Origin of the sequence: Labrenzia sp. THAF35, assembly GCF_009363595.1 — a bacterium.
GTDB lineage: Bacteria > Pseudomonadota > Alphaproteobacteria > Rhizobiales > Stappiaceae > Roseibium > Roseibium algicola.
In genome coordinates, this window is the sequence record NZ_CP045380.1 from 386939 (window position 1) to 402478 (window position 15540).

The following is a 15540-nucleotide window of genomic DNA, read 5'->3' on the forward strand; positions in this document are numbered from 1 at the left end:
TCCTATCAAGGCAATGCCTGATCGAAACGGAACCGGAAATCGCGTCCTCTGGTTTCGGATTAGACAGGACCTCCGGGCAACCGGAGTGACAAATGCCAGGCCAGCCAACCGCCCTCTCCTCTCCCTCAGCGGCAAGCCAGCCCGGCCTTTTCTTTGAGAGCGCCCGCGCAAGACGCGTGGCATGCCTTTCCTTTTCCCGACCAATCGTCACATGTTCGAGACATACGAAACGAAAAAGGCGCCGACCGGATGGTGGCGCCTTCGAAACTTTTTACGTCGATAAAACCTTACGCGTTGGCCGCGATCGGAGCCTTGGTCATTTCGATCTTCAGGAGATCCCGCATGCCGAAGCGGTCTTCCGAAAGGTCGGCAATCGACTTGCCGTCCAGAACTTCCATGAATGCTTCCAGCGCTTCATGCAGCAGGCCATTGAAGCCGCAGGACATGATGAGCGGGCAATCCTTGCGGCCACTGTCGAAACATTCGGCAAGAAGGAAGCTTTCCTCGGCGGCGCGGACAACTTCGCCAACCGAAATATTCTCTGCCGGACGAGCCAGCATGACCCCGCCGTTCCGGCCACGAATGGTCTTGATCAGATTTGCATCGACCAGAACCTTCATGATCTTGAACAGATGGGTTTCGGACATGTCGAAGCTGGCCGCGATATCAGCGACCTTGCTTGGTTTGTCCGGGTTGACGGCGCAGTACATCAGCGCGCGCACGGCATAGTTTGTCTGTTGTGTCAAACGCATGCCATAGATATGAGGTGCGCGATCTGAAAGGTCAATTCAAAATTTGAGTGTGAGAGGCGACTTTTTGGCAGGAATGCCGGAAAGACGCCCAGTTGCCGGGATCAGACAGGTCGTTCGGCGGTGTCTGATGGCTCCAGATCCCCGGGCAGATTGTCCTTCAGGAATACATCGATGCCGATACGCTCCTGCCCTTCGATGATCGGCACACCATCACAAAGCGCTTTCAGGACGCGGATGGCGCTGCGGATCTCGTGACCCGGGTCCTGCGCGATCACCGCATCCAGCACGTCGTCCTGAAGCGCTTCGCGCGTGTAGGGCGTCAGTTCGTGTCCGACAAAGACGATGCCCTGGCTGCGGCCGCTTTCCTTCAAGGCCGCAATCGTGCCGCGGTTGCCCGCGCCGATATTGTAGAGCCCGGCAAGATCGGGATGTTCCGCAAGAAGCTTTCGCATCAGGTCCGCATTGCGGGCGTTGTCGTCCCTCCCCTCACGCACCTTCAGTAAGTCCAGATGGGGATAGTCCTGCTCGATGACCGCCCGGCAGCCCTGATAGCGCTCCGCATGATCGCGAAGGCCGAGCGATCCGGCAATGATGGCGACTTTGGCCGGGGATCTGGGCAGGAAGCGACCGAGCAACCGTCCGGCGGTGCGCCCGGCGGCGACGTTGTCGATGCCGACAAAATGCTGGCGGCTGGAGGAAGGATGATCGGAGACCAGCGTCACGACGGGCACTCCCCTGTCCTGCAGCCGGTCGATGGCTGCCTGAACCTCCGGGAACGCGGGCGCGACCACCGCGACACCGTCGCACTGCGAGCGGTCGAGGATCGCAAGCGTACCGGCCACCCTGTGCCCGTCGAAGGCGTCGATGGGCTCGACATGCACATGCATGCGGTCACCGCTCATGGTTTCGGCGTGGGACAGAGCTTCGCGGGTCAGGTCTTCCATGAAGGCGTTCGGGCCATTTGGAATGAGGAAGTGCAGGCGGTAGACCCGTTTCTTGGCAAGGCCGGCGGCAAAGACATCCGGTTTGTAGTTCAGCGCCTCGACGGCCTGCTTGACCTTTTCGATGGTGACCTTCCGGACACCCGGCCGCCCGTTGAGGACACGATCAACCGTTGCCAGGCTGACACCCGCTGTTTCGGCCACATCGTGGATCGTTACGCGCTTCATTCATCCCCCCGGACGTCAGCCATTTGCCGTTACTTCGCACCGGCACAGACCTTTTCCGCGGGAAGAGGACACTCAAGGCAACGGTGAAAGAGCGGCTTGGTTCCAAGCCTTCTTTCAAGCCACTATAACCAGCTTTGAGGGGCGATCATCAAAAAATGCTGCGCCGCGCAAAGTCTTCTACCAATTGATGATTACGAAACTCAGGCCACCTGCCCGGCGGCATGACCGGACGACCAGGCCCACTGGAAATTGAAGCCGCCGAGATGGCCGGTGACATCGACCACCTCACCGATGAAATAGAGGCCCGGCACCTTCGTGCTTTCCATGGTCTTGGAGGAGAGTTCCTTCGTGTCCACGCCACCAAGCGTGACTTCCGCCGTGCGGTAGCCTTCGGTGCCAACCGGCGTCAGCTGCCAGCGGTTCAACTGTTCTGCCGCCCGGCGCAGGACCTTGTCCGACTGGTCGGCCAGACGGCCTTTCAGGGCAAACGCCTGCGAAAGTTCGTCAGCCAGCCGGTTGGGCAGCAGTCCCCCCAGCGCGGTCTTCAGGTCCTGTTTCGGGTTGTCCTGGCGGGCTTGCCGCAGGGCTTCGAAGACGTCGGCCTCGGGAGACAGGTTCACCGAGATGGGCTTGCCTTCCTGCCAGTAGGACGAAATCTGCAGCACCGACGGACCGGACAGACCCCTATGCGTGAAGAGCAGGCCTTCGCGAAACGACGTCTTCTGGAACGAAACGATCGCATCCACCGAGACACCGGCAAGCCGGCCGCACAGTTCCTTGTTGGTATCGGAAAAGGTCAGCGGCACCAGCGCCGCGCGCGGGGCAATCACGTTGTGGCCGAAGCGCTTGGCCAGATCATAGCCGAAGCCGGTCGCGCCCATCTTGGGGATCGAAGGCCCGCCTGTCGCCACAACAAGCGATACCGCCCGCAACGGCCCCTTTGACGTTGACACGGAAAACCGGTCGTCGGGTTTTTCAATCGCCTTGATGTCCGTTTCCAGCTGCAACGTGCCGCCGGCCGCTTCCAGCTCGGACAGCAGCATCCGGATGATGTCCTTGGCGCTGTTGTCGCAAAAGAGCTGGCCGAGTGTCTTCTCGTGCCAAGAAATGCGGTGCTTTTCGACCAGTTTCAGGAAGTCCTGCTGGGTATAGCGCTTCAGCGCCGACACGCGGAACCTCGGGTTCTGCGAGAGAAAATTAGCCGGCGAACAATGAATATTCGTGAAGTTGCAGCGCCCCCCACCGGAAATGCGAATTTTCTCCGCCGGGTTTCTGGCATGGTCGATCACGAGCACCTTGCGCCCGCGCTTTGCCGCCTCAATCGCACACATCAGCCCCGCGGCACCGCCACCAAGCACAAGAACATCCAGATCACGCATGGCGGGGTGTATAGCGGGAATTTCGGGAGGGGGTAAGGGAGATGTGAGCTTGTTTTCTCTGCCCCTCTGTCTTTCCGGACAAGCGCAGCCAATGCTGCGCGCCGATCCGGAACCCAGTGCGTAAGCGTGAACATGAGCGAACACTTGTTTGACAGAAAAGGAAGCAGCCGCGCGTGCGCGCGAAATAAGTCTGGTTTCCGGATCTGCGTTCGGCTTTGCCTCACTTGTCCGGAATGACGGGGAACCGAAGCGATCGAAACAGAAAAACCGGCGGCCCTTTCAGGTCGCCGGTCTCTTAATAACGCTTCTTGCGAAGTCGCTTATTTCATTTCGGTCAGGACTTCGAAGCCATTCGCACCGACTTCCCAAAGGGCGTAGGTGCCCGGAACGTCGCCCTTTTCATCGAAGTTGTGGTCGCCGGCAGCGCCCTTGTAATCGATGGCCGTGCCGGCTGCGATCAGTTCCTTGGCCTTCTTCCACTCGCCCGGACGGATTGCTTCACCTTCGCCGTTGGAGACTTCGGCCATTGCCGCTGCAACGTCTTCCTTCTTGCCGCCGGCCTTTTCGACCGCCAGTGCCAGCAGGAACGCCGCGTCGTAGGACGTGGTGGCAAAGATCGCATCCGGATCGCCGCCGATGCCCTTGAAGGCTTCGTTGAAGATGTCGAGGGATTCGGACTGTTCGCCAACCGGCGAGGACGAAACAAAGGTGGCCAGGTTTTCGGCACCCAGCTCGTTGATGACTGCTTCGGACTTCATGCCGTCGCCGCCGACGAACTTGTCGAAGAAGCCGTTTTCGAGAGCCTGACGCAGGATGGTGAGGCCGGTGCCGTCGCCGTAGTCGAAGATCACCAGCGTGTCCGCGCCGCCCTTGGCGAGTTCGGCAAGGTTGGAACGGTAGGAGGCCTTGCCTTCCTCATGCGCTGCGAACTGGGTGATTTCACCGCTGAGTTCATCGACGAATTCCGCCTTGAACGCATTGGCAAGACCGGTGCCGTAGTCGTTGTTGAGGTAAGCGACGGCGACCTTCTCGTAACCCTGCTCCTTCAGGGTACGTGCCAGTGCACGGCCCTGATAGTCGTCGGACGGCACGGTGCGGAACACGGTGCCCTTGTCGTCGAGGGTGGAGATTTCCGGCGAGGTGCCGGACGGCGTGATCATGGTGATACCAGCCGGAATGGTGACGGAACCGGCTGCAGCCAGAACCGCACCCGAGCAATGCGGACCGACGACGCCGATGACGCCTTCGATGTTCACGGCCTTGGTTGCGGCGTCAGTGCCGTTCTGCGGATTGCAGGCGCTGTCGCCGACAACACCGACCAGCTTTTCGCCGTCGCCGATACCGCCCTGCTCGTTGACCTGCTGAAAGGCCAGCTGCGCGGCGTCGATCATGGCCGGAGCCATGGCTGCGATCGGGCCGGAGATGCCACCGAGCAAGCCGATCTTGACATCGGCCTTTGCCGGCACGGATGCCAGCGCGGTTGCGGTCATCAGACCGGCTGCAAGCGCGAGAATCTTGGTTTTCATCAAAGTACCTCCTCATTATTCCGGTCTTCGCCGGGACTTTGGATTTTCGAGGCTCCGCCTCCCGATACCGGGAAGCTAGCCTGAGGAACGGACCTAAGTGTGATCCGCACCGGATCTTGTTGCACGCCGGTCGCCTCTCAACGGTTCCGGCAGCAGGCCTTCCGGCCGGAAGCGCAGCACCAGCTGCAGCATCAGGCCGATCAGGAACAGGCGAATATATTTGGCCTGGATCGCATATTCCGTCGGCAGGCGGTCAGTTGCAATTTCCGACATCGACCAGATGATCCAGACCACCGCAGCTCCCAGAATGGCGCCGCGGTTGTTGCCGGAGCCTCCAAGGATCAGCATGATCCAGACCAGGAAGGTCGCGACCATCGGGTCGATGGCTTCCGGGGTGATCGAGCGGTTGAAATGCGCGAACAGCGCGCCGCCCAACCCCATCAGGGCCGAGCCGAAAATGAAGGCCTGCAGGCGGCGGAACTCGACATCCTTGCCCATGGCCTTGGCGGCGCCTTCATTGTCGCGGATGGCGCGCATCATGCGACCCCAGGGCGCGTTGAACTGCCTCTCGACCAGCAGGTAAGCCGCAATCAGAACGACAATGACAATGGCAAGATAGGCAGCCTGAGACGCCATGTAGGCGCTTTCCTGCGCCAGTGACGGAAACTCCGCCGCCGGGCGCGGAATACCGGAAATGCCGCGGGCACCATTGGTCAGCACCGGTTCGGACTTGACCACAAGGCGAATGATTTCCGCAATCCCGATGGAGGCAATCGCCAGATAGTCGGAGCGGAACCGCAGACAGATCTTGCCGATAGGCCAGGCCACCAGAGCTGCGGCAAGCATTGCCCCGATCCAGCCGACGAAGAACGGCATGTCAAAGCCGCCGATACGGCCGTCGGCATGTTCTGTCGTCAGGATCGCGGAGGTATAGGCGCCAACTGCGAAGAACCCGGCAATGCCGGCGTTGAACAGACCGGCAAAGCCCCACTGAATGTTGAGCCCCAGCGCCAGCAGTGCGTAGATGCCAATGAAGATCGCCATGAAGAGGGCGTAGTTGAGAAGACCGAGATATTCCATTTTCTCTCCCTCCCCTTATAGCACTTTGCCCTTGAGCAGCCCGGTCGGGCGCACAAGCAGCATGACCAACAGGATGGCGAAGGCCATTGCGGCCTTGTATTCGCTCGGGATCACCAGAACCGACAACTCCTCGGCAATGCCGACGATCAACCCGCCAAGCACGGCCCCCTCGATCCGGCCGACCCCACCCAGGATGGCGGCAGCGAACATCGGCAGCAGCATCTGCCAGCCCATCAGCGACTTCAGTTCCGTGTTGAGGCCGAGGAAGACACCGGAAGCGGCACACAGACCACCTGCGATCACCCAGGTCAGCATCACGACCTTCTTGTTGTCGATGCCAGAGAGCAAAGCCAGATTGGGGTTGTCCGACATGGCGCGCATGGCCTTGCCCCACTTGGAGCGGGTCAGGAACAGCTGCAGTCCGCCGACAAGCGCTAACATGGCAATGACCGTCAGGATTTCGCGGTCACGGATGCGCAGGCCGAAATAATTTTCCGGACGGACGATGCCGCGGGAATAGGTTTCCGTATCGACACCCCAGACCACCTGCACCACGGCGCGGATCATAAGCGCTATGCCGAGCGAGGCCATCACGGTGACGATCTTCGGCCGCTCGCGCAGATGTTCATAGAACACCTTGTCGATGCCGACGGCAACGGCGGCGGTCGCGATGATGGCGATCGGCAGGGCCAGCAGTGGCGAGACGCCAAGACCGGTGACAACCGCCAGCGCAATGAAGGCACCAAGCGTCGCCAGATCACCATGCGCCAGATGCGCGTAGCGCAGGATGGCGAAGATCAGCGTGATGCCAACGGCGCCAAGTGCATAGATCGAGCCGAGCACGATGCCCGGAATGACGTAGAAATTGATGAGCTCAAGAAAATCCATACCGCTCAGCCCCCCAGGAACATTTCAGCGACTTCACGGTCGGCCAAGAGGTCGGCACCGCTGCCTTCGTGGCGGTTCTTGCCGGCGGCCAGGACATAGCCCCGGTCGGCAAAGGCAAGCGCCTGCTTGGCGTGCTGCTCCACCAGGAGAATGGCGACACCGGTGTCGCGCACGTCCCGGCAGATCTGGAAGATCTGTTCCATGTATTTGGGCGAAAGCCCGGCGGTCGGTTCGTCGAGAAGCAGAAGCTTCGGATCGAGCATCAGCGCCCGGCCCATCGCCACCATCTGCCGCTGCCCGCCCGACAGGGACCCTGCAAGCGTCTTGCGGCGTTCCTTCAGGTCCGGGAACAGGGTGTAGACCCGGTCATAGGCAGCGCTGAGGTCACCCTTCTTCAGGAAGCCGCCCATCTCCAGGTTCTCGTGGATCGACATCTCGCGGAAAATGTTGTCGACCTGCGGGACATAGCAGATGCCGCGCTGGACGATGCGGTTGGGAGCCCAACTGGTGATGTCGTCGCCGTCGAACAGCATGCGACCGCCGCGGATGGTCAGGAGACCGAAAACGGATTTCATGGCTGTGGACTTGCCGGCACCATTCGGGCCGACGATGACGACGATCTCGTCCGCATTCACATGCATGGAGACGTCCTGAAGGATGTCGGCGTCACCATAGCCTCCGGTGATGCCGTCCATGGAAAGAAGCGCTGTCATGCGGCATCTCCCGTGGTTTCGCCCAAATAGGCTTCCAGCACCTGAGGATTGGACCGCACGGTCTGGAAATCGCCCTGGATCAACACCCTGCCCTCGGCCATGCACACAACGGGATCGCAGAGTTTCTCGATCATTTCCATGTCATGCTCGATCAGGATGAACGTGTAGCCGCGCTCCTTGTTCAGGATCTCGATCTTGGTCTCGAGCTTGCGAAGCAGGGTGCGATTGACGCCTGCCGCCGGTTCGTCGAGCAGCACAAGTCTGGCATCGGTCATCATGGTGCGGCCCAGTTCCAGAAGCTTCTTCTGGCCACCGGAAAGGTTGCCGGCCGGCTCGTGCGCCACGTGGGTCAGCTCCAGGAACGCCAGGGTCTCATAGGCCTTTTTCTCGACCTCGGCCTCGGCAGCCTTCACCCGCCCCCAGGCGAGCCAATTGGAAAACAGGCTTTCGCCCGGCTGAGACGGCGGCACCATCATCAGGTTTTCCAGCGCCGTCAGCTTGTGAAATTCATGCGGGATCTGGAATGTCCGCACCAGTCCCTTGTGAAACAGCTCATGGCTGGCCAGGCTGGTGACGTCCTCGCCCAGAAACCGGATGCGTCCGCTTGTCGGTTGCAGTGCCCCTGCGATCAGGTTGAAAAGCGTCGTCTTGCCAGCCCCGTTCGGGCCGATCAATCCGGTGATACTGCCTTCCTCGACGCGGAACGAGCAGCCATTCACCGCCCGGAATCCGCTGAAATCCATAACGAGCTGATCAAGCTCCAGCATTCACGCTCCTTGCCGCTCCCAACGGTCAGTCTTTTTCTTATTCCGGCCGCGCTTTCCCGTTTCCCGGAATTAGCGGAGCGGGCGCAAAATGGCCCGAACCGGCGCGGCGTCCAGCCCTTCTAACTTCATTGGCAGCGCAATCAACTCATAATCACCGGGTTCCACCGCAGAAAGAGCAAGATTTTCCAGAATCAGCATGTCACGGGAACGGGCGATCCCGTGACTGGGCAGGGTTTCGGAAGGATCCGGGTCGACGGAGGGTACATCCACGCCGATCAACTTGACACCGGCGTCCGCCAGCAGGCTCATGGTTTCCGGTGCCAGAGCCCTGTAGCCTGCCGGCCAGACCGTAACGTCTCGTTCTTCGGCAAGCCGCACAAGCACTCGGGGCGGGCAGCCTTCAAGGAACGCTTCCAGCTCTTCGGGCTGGCAAAGCGGACCGGTACCGCGTGCATCGATCAGCCGGGCCGGTCCGACGAAATCATGCAGATCAAGCTGATCGATCGTCAGACCGTCCGGGTCGTAGTGCAGGGGTGCATCGGCATGGGCTCCGCAATGGCTCGACATGGAAAACTCGCCGACATTCACCGGGCAGTCCTCTGAGATCGTCGCCGTCCAGGAGCTGCGATAAGGCGCGTCGCCGGGATAGACCGCTATACCTGGTCGAACGGGCGGCGTGATGTCGAACAGATCCGTCATCTTGAAATATCCTGCTGAAGGGCAATTGCCGCGTTTCAGACAGTTTGAAACAACCATGGCTGGCAAGTGTTGTAAAGCTGAGCGGACACGCCGGCGACAGGCAGTCAGTTGGCGCAAAACCAGCGCGATACGGCCTTTTGCAATCGGGGAAAGCTCAAATCCGGCATCCAAGGTGTCGCACAACAATCTGTTGGCGTTTGATGCAAGTTTTATCTAACGGCTCTATTCTAAATTCAGAAACTGAAAGTATCACCAGATCTCGTTAAGTTTGTCAGCGGTTTTCCCGATTTTAAATTGAATGATATATTCACGTTCCTTACACTTCTGCAAAGTTGCAAATTTGCGTTGCCAGACACGAACTGGCGGCTTCGTCCGTCATGATTTTTGATTTCGAATGCGTTCATCCCGGAGAACGACCCTGTCACACATGTCCGATCTTTCCCAGACGCAGCGGGCAACCGAAAAAAGGAAAGCGTCCCTGCCTTTTACACTCGATGACGGCAGGGTGGATCAGGAGCTGATCTTTTCGATTTACGATCGTCTCGACACCGGTATCTGGATTTTCGATTTCGACGAAAAATGTATTGTGTGGGCCAATCGCAAGGCGCTTGAGATTACCGATGCCGAATCGCTGGAAGAGCTGCGGGCACGCGACATGGGCTCGGACATGTCCCATTCGGTGGAACAGCGCCTGCGGCAGTACCAGCAGGATTTCACCAAGCATGACGTGAGCTTTTCGGAGATCTGGACACTCTATCCGAATGGCAAGGCTCAGGTCCTGCAGGTTGTCATGAGCGGCATCCGGCTGAATGACGGTCGTATGGCGCTGCTGTGCGAAGGCCGTCCGCATCACGAGCAACAGCCGGAAACGCTTCGAAGCGCCGAAGCGCTGATGCACACCACGGTGATGATCTCGCTGTTCTCCGAAGACGGGCAACCTCTTTACCGCAACACGGCCGCGAGGGCAGCCTGCACCGATCTTGCGTGCACCTTGTGGGATCATTTCATCGATCAGGTGCTCGCCAAGAACGTGATGGGCGTCCTCACGGAAAAAGCCACGACCAAGTTCGTGGCGGAGGTCCGGACGAGCGACGGCCTGCGCTGGCACGAAATCACCATCCGCCGCTGCCATGACGCCGTAACAGGAAAGCCTGCCTTTCTGCTGAGCGAGATCGATGTCACGGAGCTTCACCAGACCAAGGAACGCGCCCAGTATCTTGCGAGCCATGATGCGCTGACAGGGCTCTCGAACCGGACCTATCTGAAGGAACGCCTGTCGCATGTGAGGCAGACTGCGAAGGACAACAACCTGATCGCAACGCTTTATCTCGTGGATCTGGACGACTTCAAGATGGTCAACGACACGCTTGGCCATGCTGCAGGCGACCATCTTCTGCAGCTTGTTGCATCCAAACTGAAAGATCTGGCCGGAAACAACGACATTGTCGCGCGTCTTGGCGGCGACGAATTTCTGATCTGCCACCTGTCCTCGCCCGAAAGCCCGCGACCGGACTGGTTCGGACAGGCGCTGCTGCAGGCCTTTACCAGCCCGCATCTGATTGAGGGCAAGCCTCGTCATGTCGGGCTGAGCATCGGTTATGCCCATTATCCGGCCGACGGTACGGACATCGACCAGCTCATGCGTCATGCGGACCTTGCGCTTTACCAGGCCAAGTCGGAGCGGAAGAACAAATGCGTCCGCTACAAGGAATTCATGCGCAAACTCCGGGACAAGCACATGTCCCTGAAGAAGGATCTCGAACGGGCAATCCGCGAGAATGAATTCCTGCTGTATTACCAGCCGATTGCCTGCACCCGCACCCAACGTGTTGTCGGCGCCGAGGCCCTGTTGCGCTGGCAGCACCCCGAAAAAGGCCTGGTCAGTCCCGATGACTTCGTGCCGGTTGCCGAGGAAACGGGCCTCATCAACGAGATCGGCACCTGGGTCAGCCGGAATGTTGCCTACATGCAGTCCGGGCTCAAGTTGCTGAACGTTTCCGTACCGCTGTCGATGAACGTCTCACCCAAGCAGCTTTCGGACCCCACCTTTGTTGCACGCATGCAGAGCCTGCCGAAGGAAACCGGCTGCAATGCGAACGACATCTCGCTGGAAATCACCGAAAGCGTTCTGCTTGGCGATATTCCGCATGCCTACGAATCCCTGACGAAGCTGAAAGCCGCCGGCTACCGGATCGTTATCGACGATTTCGGCACCGGCTATTCCAACCTGGCCTATCTGCACAACTATCCGATCGACGGTATCAAGATCGACCGGATGTTCATGAACGACATTGCCACCGGCGGCGCCATCGTGAAGCTGATCCTGTCGCTGGCATCAGCGCTTGATGCCAGCGTTGTCGCCGAAGGGGTGGAAACCGTTGAACAGCGGGCCTGGCTGTCTGAAAACGGCTGCAACCGTTTCCAGGGCTTCCTCTATTCCAAACCGGTGCCCGAACAGCAATTTATCGACATGCTGCAGGCTCAGGTTCGCGTCGCGGCTATGTGACCTTTGCGCGGGTCTTGAACTCCGGCCGGTTCCAGCTTTCCGTATCCAGAATATCCTTCAGGATCTCAACCGCATCGACAATGTCCTGATGCGACAGGTACAGCGGCGTGAAGCCGAAGCGCATCACGTCGGGTGCCCGGAAATCACCGATCACGCCGCGGTCGATCAGCGCCTGCATGACGGCGTAACCTTCCTTGAAACGGAACGAGACCTGGCTGCCCCGGGCATTCGGATCCCGCGGGCTGGCCAGTTCCAGTTGCGGGCACTTGGCCTCGACTTCAGCGATGAACAACTCGCTGAGTGAAACGGACTTGCGGCGGATGTCCGCCATGTCGACATCCTCGAAGACATCAAGGGCCGCATGAAGGCTCGAAAGCGCAAGAATGGCGGGCGTGCCGACCGTCATCCGGCTGATGCCGGAAACCGGCCTGTAGTCGAGATCGAACGCGAAGGGGGCCTCATGCCCCATCCAGCCGGTCAGCGGCGAGGTGACCTTGTCCTGGTGCTCGGGGGCGACATACAGAAATGCCGGAGCACCCGGGCCTCCATTCAGATACTTGTATCCGCAACCAACGGCAAAATCCGCTCCAGCCCCGTGAAGATCGACCGGGATCGCACCGGCAGAGTGGGCAAGGTCCCACATCGCCAGGGCACCTGCTTCATGGGCCGCGCGGGTGATATCCGCCATGTCATGAACCCGGCCGGTGCGGTAGTCGACCTGCGTCAGCATCACCACCGCCACGTCTTCATCAATGGCGTCCTTCACCGCTTCCGGATCGACAACCTTCAGTTCATGTCCCTTGTCGAGCAATTGCTTCAGGCCGGAGGCGACATAAAGATCGGTCGGGAAATTGCCGTTGTCGGAAAGAATGACCTTGCGCTCCGGCCGCAGCGCCAGGGCTGCGGAAAGGACCTTGAACACATTGACAGAAGTGCTGTCGCAGGCGACGACCGTCCCGGCCGGTGCGCCGATCAACTTGCCGATGCGGTCACCTGTGCGGGCTGGAAGGTCGATCCAGCTGTGGGTGTTCCAGGCCCGGATCAGGCTGTTGCCCCATTCCTCGTTGATTACCTGCGCAATGCGGGCGGGCACGTGTTTCGGCAGCACACCAAGCGAATTGCCATCCAGATAGATGACCCCGTCCGGGATCTGAAACGCCTGTTTTTTGGAAGCCAGAACATCTGCCGTGTCGGCCGGGTGCTGCGAGGTCATGAGTAGCTCTTGTGTCGGATAGTTGCATTTGAAAGGAAGCGGCACGCTATCAAAGGGGCATTTCGCAAACAACTGTTTCCGCGAACCGTTTGATCCGGTTCCAACCCGCACGGGAAAACGTCTGTTTCAGCCGCATGTCGCAAATAACACAAAAATGCCCGTTTGAATGGAGGACATCCGGGCGCTATCTGTTAGCGTGACCTCAAAGCGCCGGCAGGGCCGGTGCATCTGACATATGCGGTTCAAGAGATGTTCATCAGCGTCTTCGACATTTTCAAAATCGGCATCGGGCCGTCCAGTTCTCATACGGTTGGCCCGATGGTTGCCGTTCACCGTTACCTTGACCGGGTGCGGGGCCTGTCCGGCGCGGAAAACCGTGCGACACGGCTGACCGTCACCCTGCATGGCTCACTTGCCTTCACCGGCAAGGGCCACGCCACGGACAAGGCCGTGTGTCTCGGCCTGCTGGGAGCCAGGCCCGATTCCATCGATCCGGACAAGGTCGACCCGATGCTGGAAGAGCTGGAGCAGACCAAGACGCTGAAAATAGAAGGCCTGCCGGAGCTGCATTTCGAACCGTCCCGGGATGTCATCTTCGACTATGGCCCTCCACTGGCGCTGCACGCCAATGGCATGACCTTCCATCTGCTGGATGCTGCCGGCGCCGTCATCGACACCTTTGTCTATTATTCCATCGGCGGCGGTTTCGTGGTCAGCGAATCCGAATTGCGCAAGACCAGCAACGAACCGGTCAACGAGCTTGCCAAGCAGGATGTGCCATTTCCCTTTGCCAACGCCAAACAGATGCTGGAGATGGGCCGGGAAGCCGAGCTTTCCATTGCCGAGATGAAGCTGCGCAACGAATGCAGCGACAAGCCTCAGGCTGAAGTGGAAGAAGGCATCGACCGTCTTTGGTCGGCCATGGATTCGTGCATCAACCGCGGCATTTCCCAGACCGGCATTCTGCCCGGCGGCCTGAAAGTGAAACGCCGCGCCGCAGATATCTACCAAAAGCTCATTCGCGAAGGCCGCACGAACCCGCCTTTCGAGCACAACGTGGTCGACTGGCTCGGCGTTTACGCCATGGCCGTCAACGAGGAAAACGCTGCCGGAGGCCGTGTCGTGACGGCCCCGACCAATGGTGCTGCCGGGGTCATTCCGGCCGTGACCCGCTATTACCTCGATCACTGCCCCGGCGCGGACCAGGCCGGCATCAGGACATTCCTGCTGACGGCCGCAGCCGTCGGCGGCATCATCAAGGCAAACGCCTCGATCTCAGGTGCCGAAGTTGGCTGTCAGGGCGAAGTCGGCTCGGCCTCTGCCATGGCGGCTGCCGGTTTGTGCGCAGCGCTTGGCGGCACCAACGAGCAGATCGAGAATGCGGCGGAAATCGCCCTGGAACACCATCTCGGCATGACCTGCGATCCGATTGCAGGCCTGGTGCAGGTCCCTTGCATCGAGCGTAATGCTCTTGGTGCGGTCAAGGCTGTTACTGCTGCCTCTCTGGCGCTTCGTGGCGACGGTTCGCATTTCGTGCCGCTGGACGGCTGCATCGAGACCATGCGCCAGACCGGAATGGACATGATGGAGCAGTACAAGGAAACCTCGAAGGGCGGGCTGGCCGTCAATATCGTGGAATGCTGATCCGCCTTTTCCCGCCCGTCGTAAGCTGATCATCCCCGGCGGCCAGAACCTGCGCCGCCGGCTCTCTCTTTCAAGGGGCCGACATGGCGCTTTACATCACCCCGCTTTTCGCGGGCCTGCTGACGCTGCTTTACATTTTCCTGAGTGTTCGGGTGATCGGCGTGCGCAAGAGCGAACGCATCGGCCTCGGCGATGGCGGCCATGGCGGTTTGCAAAGACGCATGCGCGCCCACGGCAACTTTGCAGAATACACCCCGCTGGGGCTGATACTCATGCTGCTTCTGGAGCTGACGGGCGCCACACCCTGGCTGCTCTGGGCTCTTGGGGTGGGTCTTTTCACCGGCAGGGCCCTGCACGCCTACAGCGTCAGCCAGGAACCGGAGCCGCTCAGGTTCCGGATTGCAGGCATGGCTCTCACATTCACCGTTCTGGTTGTCGCGGCACTGATGTTGTTAACGCGCTCGGCAAACGGTCTGCTGACCGGCTGATCAGATCTGCTGCAGCCGGGTCTTGTGCGCATGCGCAATGTGAAGCCGGGCAGCGGCTTCTGCTGCGGCACAGTCGCCCCGTGAAATAGCGTCAACGATTGCGGCATGTTCCTCGACCGCCGTTTCGCGCCTTTCCGGCGTATCCAGCGTCGTGCCCGCCATCAGGATGAGCGACAGGCGCAGGTGGTCGATCTGGTCGACCAGATAGCGATTGTGCGAGGCCAGGCACAGGCGACGGTGAAACTCCCGGTTCGAGCGCACCAGGCTGTCCTTGTCGGCAATGCGCTTGCGATCGGCGCTGACCAGATCCTGCAGGATCTCCACTTCCGGCTTTGACGCATGCTTGGCGGCAAGTCCGGCGGCCGTTCCTTCCAGAACTTCCCGCATGAAGTAGACTTCGTTGATCTGGCCATGATCAAGGGTCGGCACCACCATGCCACGGTTGGGCTCGTGCACGGCGAGGCCCTGGGCCTCAAGCCGTTTCAGGCCTTCGCGGATCGGCGTTCTGGAGACGCCGAATTCTTCCGCCAGGTCTGCCTCGCGCAATCGGTCGCCGGGTTTCAAGACCCGCTCTTCAATGAGGCCGATCAGCCGGTGGTAGATTTCAGATCCGTTCATGATGTCTGGTTAGCGGCAAGCTGGGGTTCGCGCAAGCAATTGCAGCTTTCGCGTCGCTTGACCTTCCGAACCACTGACTTCCGGAAGAGAAGCGTTTT

General features: G+C 59.9%; 14 protein-coding genes. 3 read left to right on the forward strand and 11 right to left on the reverse strand.

The features are described 5' to 3' along the window. Positions 1-287 precede the first annotated feature (287 nt). From FIU93_RS01780 to kynB, 9 genes are all read right to left on the reverse strand, one after another. Positions 288-752 (reverse strand): Rrf2 family transcriptional regulator, encoded by a 465-nt coding sequence (locus FIU93_RS01780; RefSeq protein ID WP_075283567.1) that lies wholly within the window; start codon positions 750-752, stop codon positions 288-290. A gap of 101 nt (positions 753-853) precedes the next feature. Continuing rightward, the gene (locus tag FIU93_RS01785; protein ID WP_152504680.1) at positions 854-1921 is read right to left on the reverse strand and encodes a LacI family DNA-binding transcriptional regulator; all 1068 of its coding nucleotides are present in this window, start codon (positions 1919-1921) and stop codon (positions 854-856) included. A gap of 200 nt (positions 1922-2121) precedes the next feature. Next, entirely contained in the window at positions 2122-3300 is a 1179-nt protein-coding gene (locus FIU93_RS01790; protein ID WP_152504681.1) for an NAD(P)/FAD-dependent oxidoreductase, read from the reverse strand. Between the two features lie 320 nt (positions 3301-3620). Further along, the gene (locus FIU93_RS01795) at positions 3621-4826 is read right to left on the reverse strand and encodes an ABC transporter substrate-binding protein (RefSeq protein WP_055657548.1); all 1206 of its coding nucleotides are present in this window, start codon (positions 4824-4826) and stop codon (positions 3621-3623) included. Positions 4827-4919: 93 nt separating this feature from the next. After that, positions 4920-5906 carry a branched-chain amino acid ABC transporter permease gene (locus tag FIU93_RS01800; RefSeq protein ID WP_023002229.1) on the reverse strand — a complete coding sequence of 329 codons (987 nt, stop codon included), beginning with the start codon at positions 5904-5906 and terminating at the stop codon, positions 4920-4922. A gap of 15 nt (positions 5907-5921) precedes the next feature. Next, complete coding sequence (locus FIU93_RS01805) at positions 5922-6794, reverse strand: branched-chain amino acid ABC transporter permease (RefSeq protein ID WP_152504682.1); 873 nt, start codon at positions 6792-6794, stop codon at positions 5922-5924. A 5-nt stretch (positions 6795-6799) separates the two neighbouring features. Then, positions 6800-7507, reverse strand: coding sequence for an ABC transporter ATP-binding protein (locus FIU93_RS01810; RefSeq protein ID WP_152504683.1), 708 nt, complete (start codon positions 7505-7507; stop codon positions 6800-6802). Next, the gene (locus FIU93_RS01815) at positions 7504-8274 is read right to left on the reverse strand and encodes an ABC transporter ATP-binding protein (protein WP_023002232.1); all 771 of its coding nucleotides are present in this window, start codon (positions 8272-8274) and stop codon (positions 7504-7506) included. The genes FIU93_RS01810 and FIU93_RS01815 overlap by 4 nt, the downstream gene beginning before the upstream one ends. A gap of 69 nt (positions 8275-8343) precedes the next feature. Beyond that, a complete protein-coding gene (kynB, locus tag FIU93_RS01820; RefSeq protein ID WP_077290831.1) occupies positions 8344-8973 on the reverse strand; it encodes an arylformamidase in 630 nt (209 codons plus the stop codon). 427 nt (positions 8974-9400) lie between these two features. Here kynB and FIU93_RS01825 point away from each other — a divergent pair, with 427 nt between their 5' ends. Next, positions 9401-11479, forward strand: a complete 2079-nt coding sequence (locus tag FIU93_RS01825; RefSeq protein WP_055657546.1) for a bifunctional diguanylate cyclase/phosphodiesterase — start codon at positions 9401-9403, stop codon at positions 11477-11479. On the opposite strand, the gene kynU is transcribed toward FIU93_RS01825, so the two are convergent. Continuing rightward, positions 11472-12692: a kynureninase gene (gene kynU / locus FIU93_RS01830; protein ID WP_152504684.1), complete on the reverse strand. Its 1221-nt coding sequence runs from the start codon at positions 12690-12692 to the stop codon at positions 11472-11474. The two genes, FIU93_RS01825 and kynU, sit on opposite strands and share 8 nt — an antisense overlap. Before the next feature lie 249 nt (positions 12693-12941). On the opposite strand from kynU, the gene FIU93_RS01835 reads away from it, so the two are divergent. Together FIU93_RS01835 and FIU93_RS01840 are read left to right on the forward strand one after the other, a co-directional pair. Continuing rightward, a complete protein-coding gene (locus FIU93_RS01835) occupies positions 12942-14336 on the forward strand; it encodes an L-serine ammonia-lyase (RefSeq protein ID WP_152504685.1) in 1395 nt (464 codons plus the stop codon). An 83-nt stretch (positions 14337-14419) separates the two neighbouring features. Next, complete coding sequence (locus tag FIU93_RS01840) at positions 14420-14824, forward strand: MAPEG family protein (protein ID WP_023002237.1); 405 nt, start codon at positions 14420-14422, stop codon at positions 14822-14824. Here FIU93_RS01840 and FIU93_RS01845 read toward each other — a convergent pair whose 3' ends face one another. Continuing rightward, positions 14825-15442 (reverse strand): GntR family transcriptional regulator, encoded by a 618-nt coding sequence (locus FIU93_RS01845; protein ID WP_023002238.1) that lies wholly within the window; start codon positions 15440-15442, stop codon positions 14825-14827. Between the last annotated feature and the right edge of the window lie 98 nt (positions 15443-15540).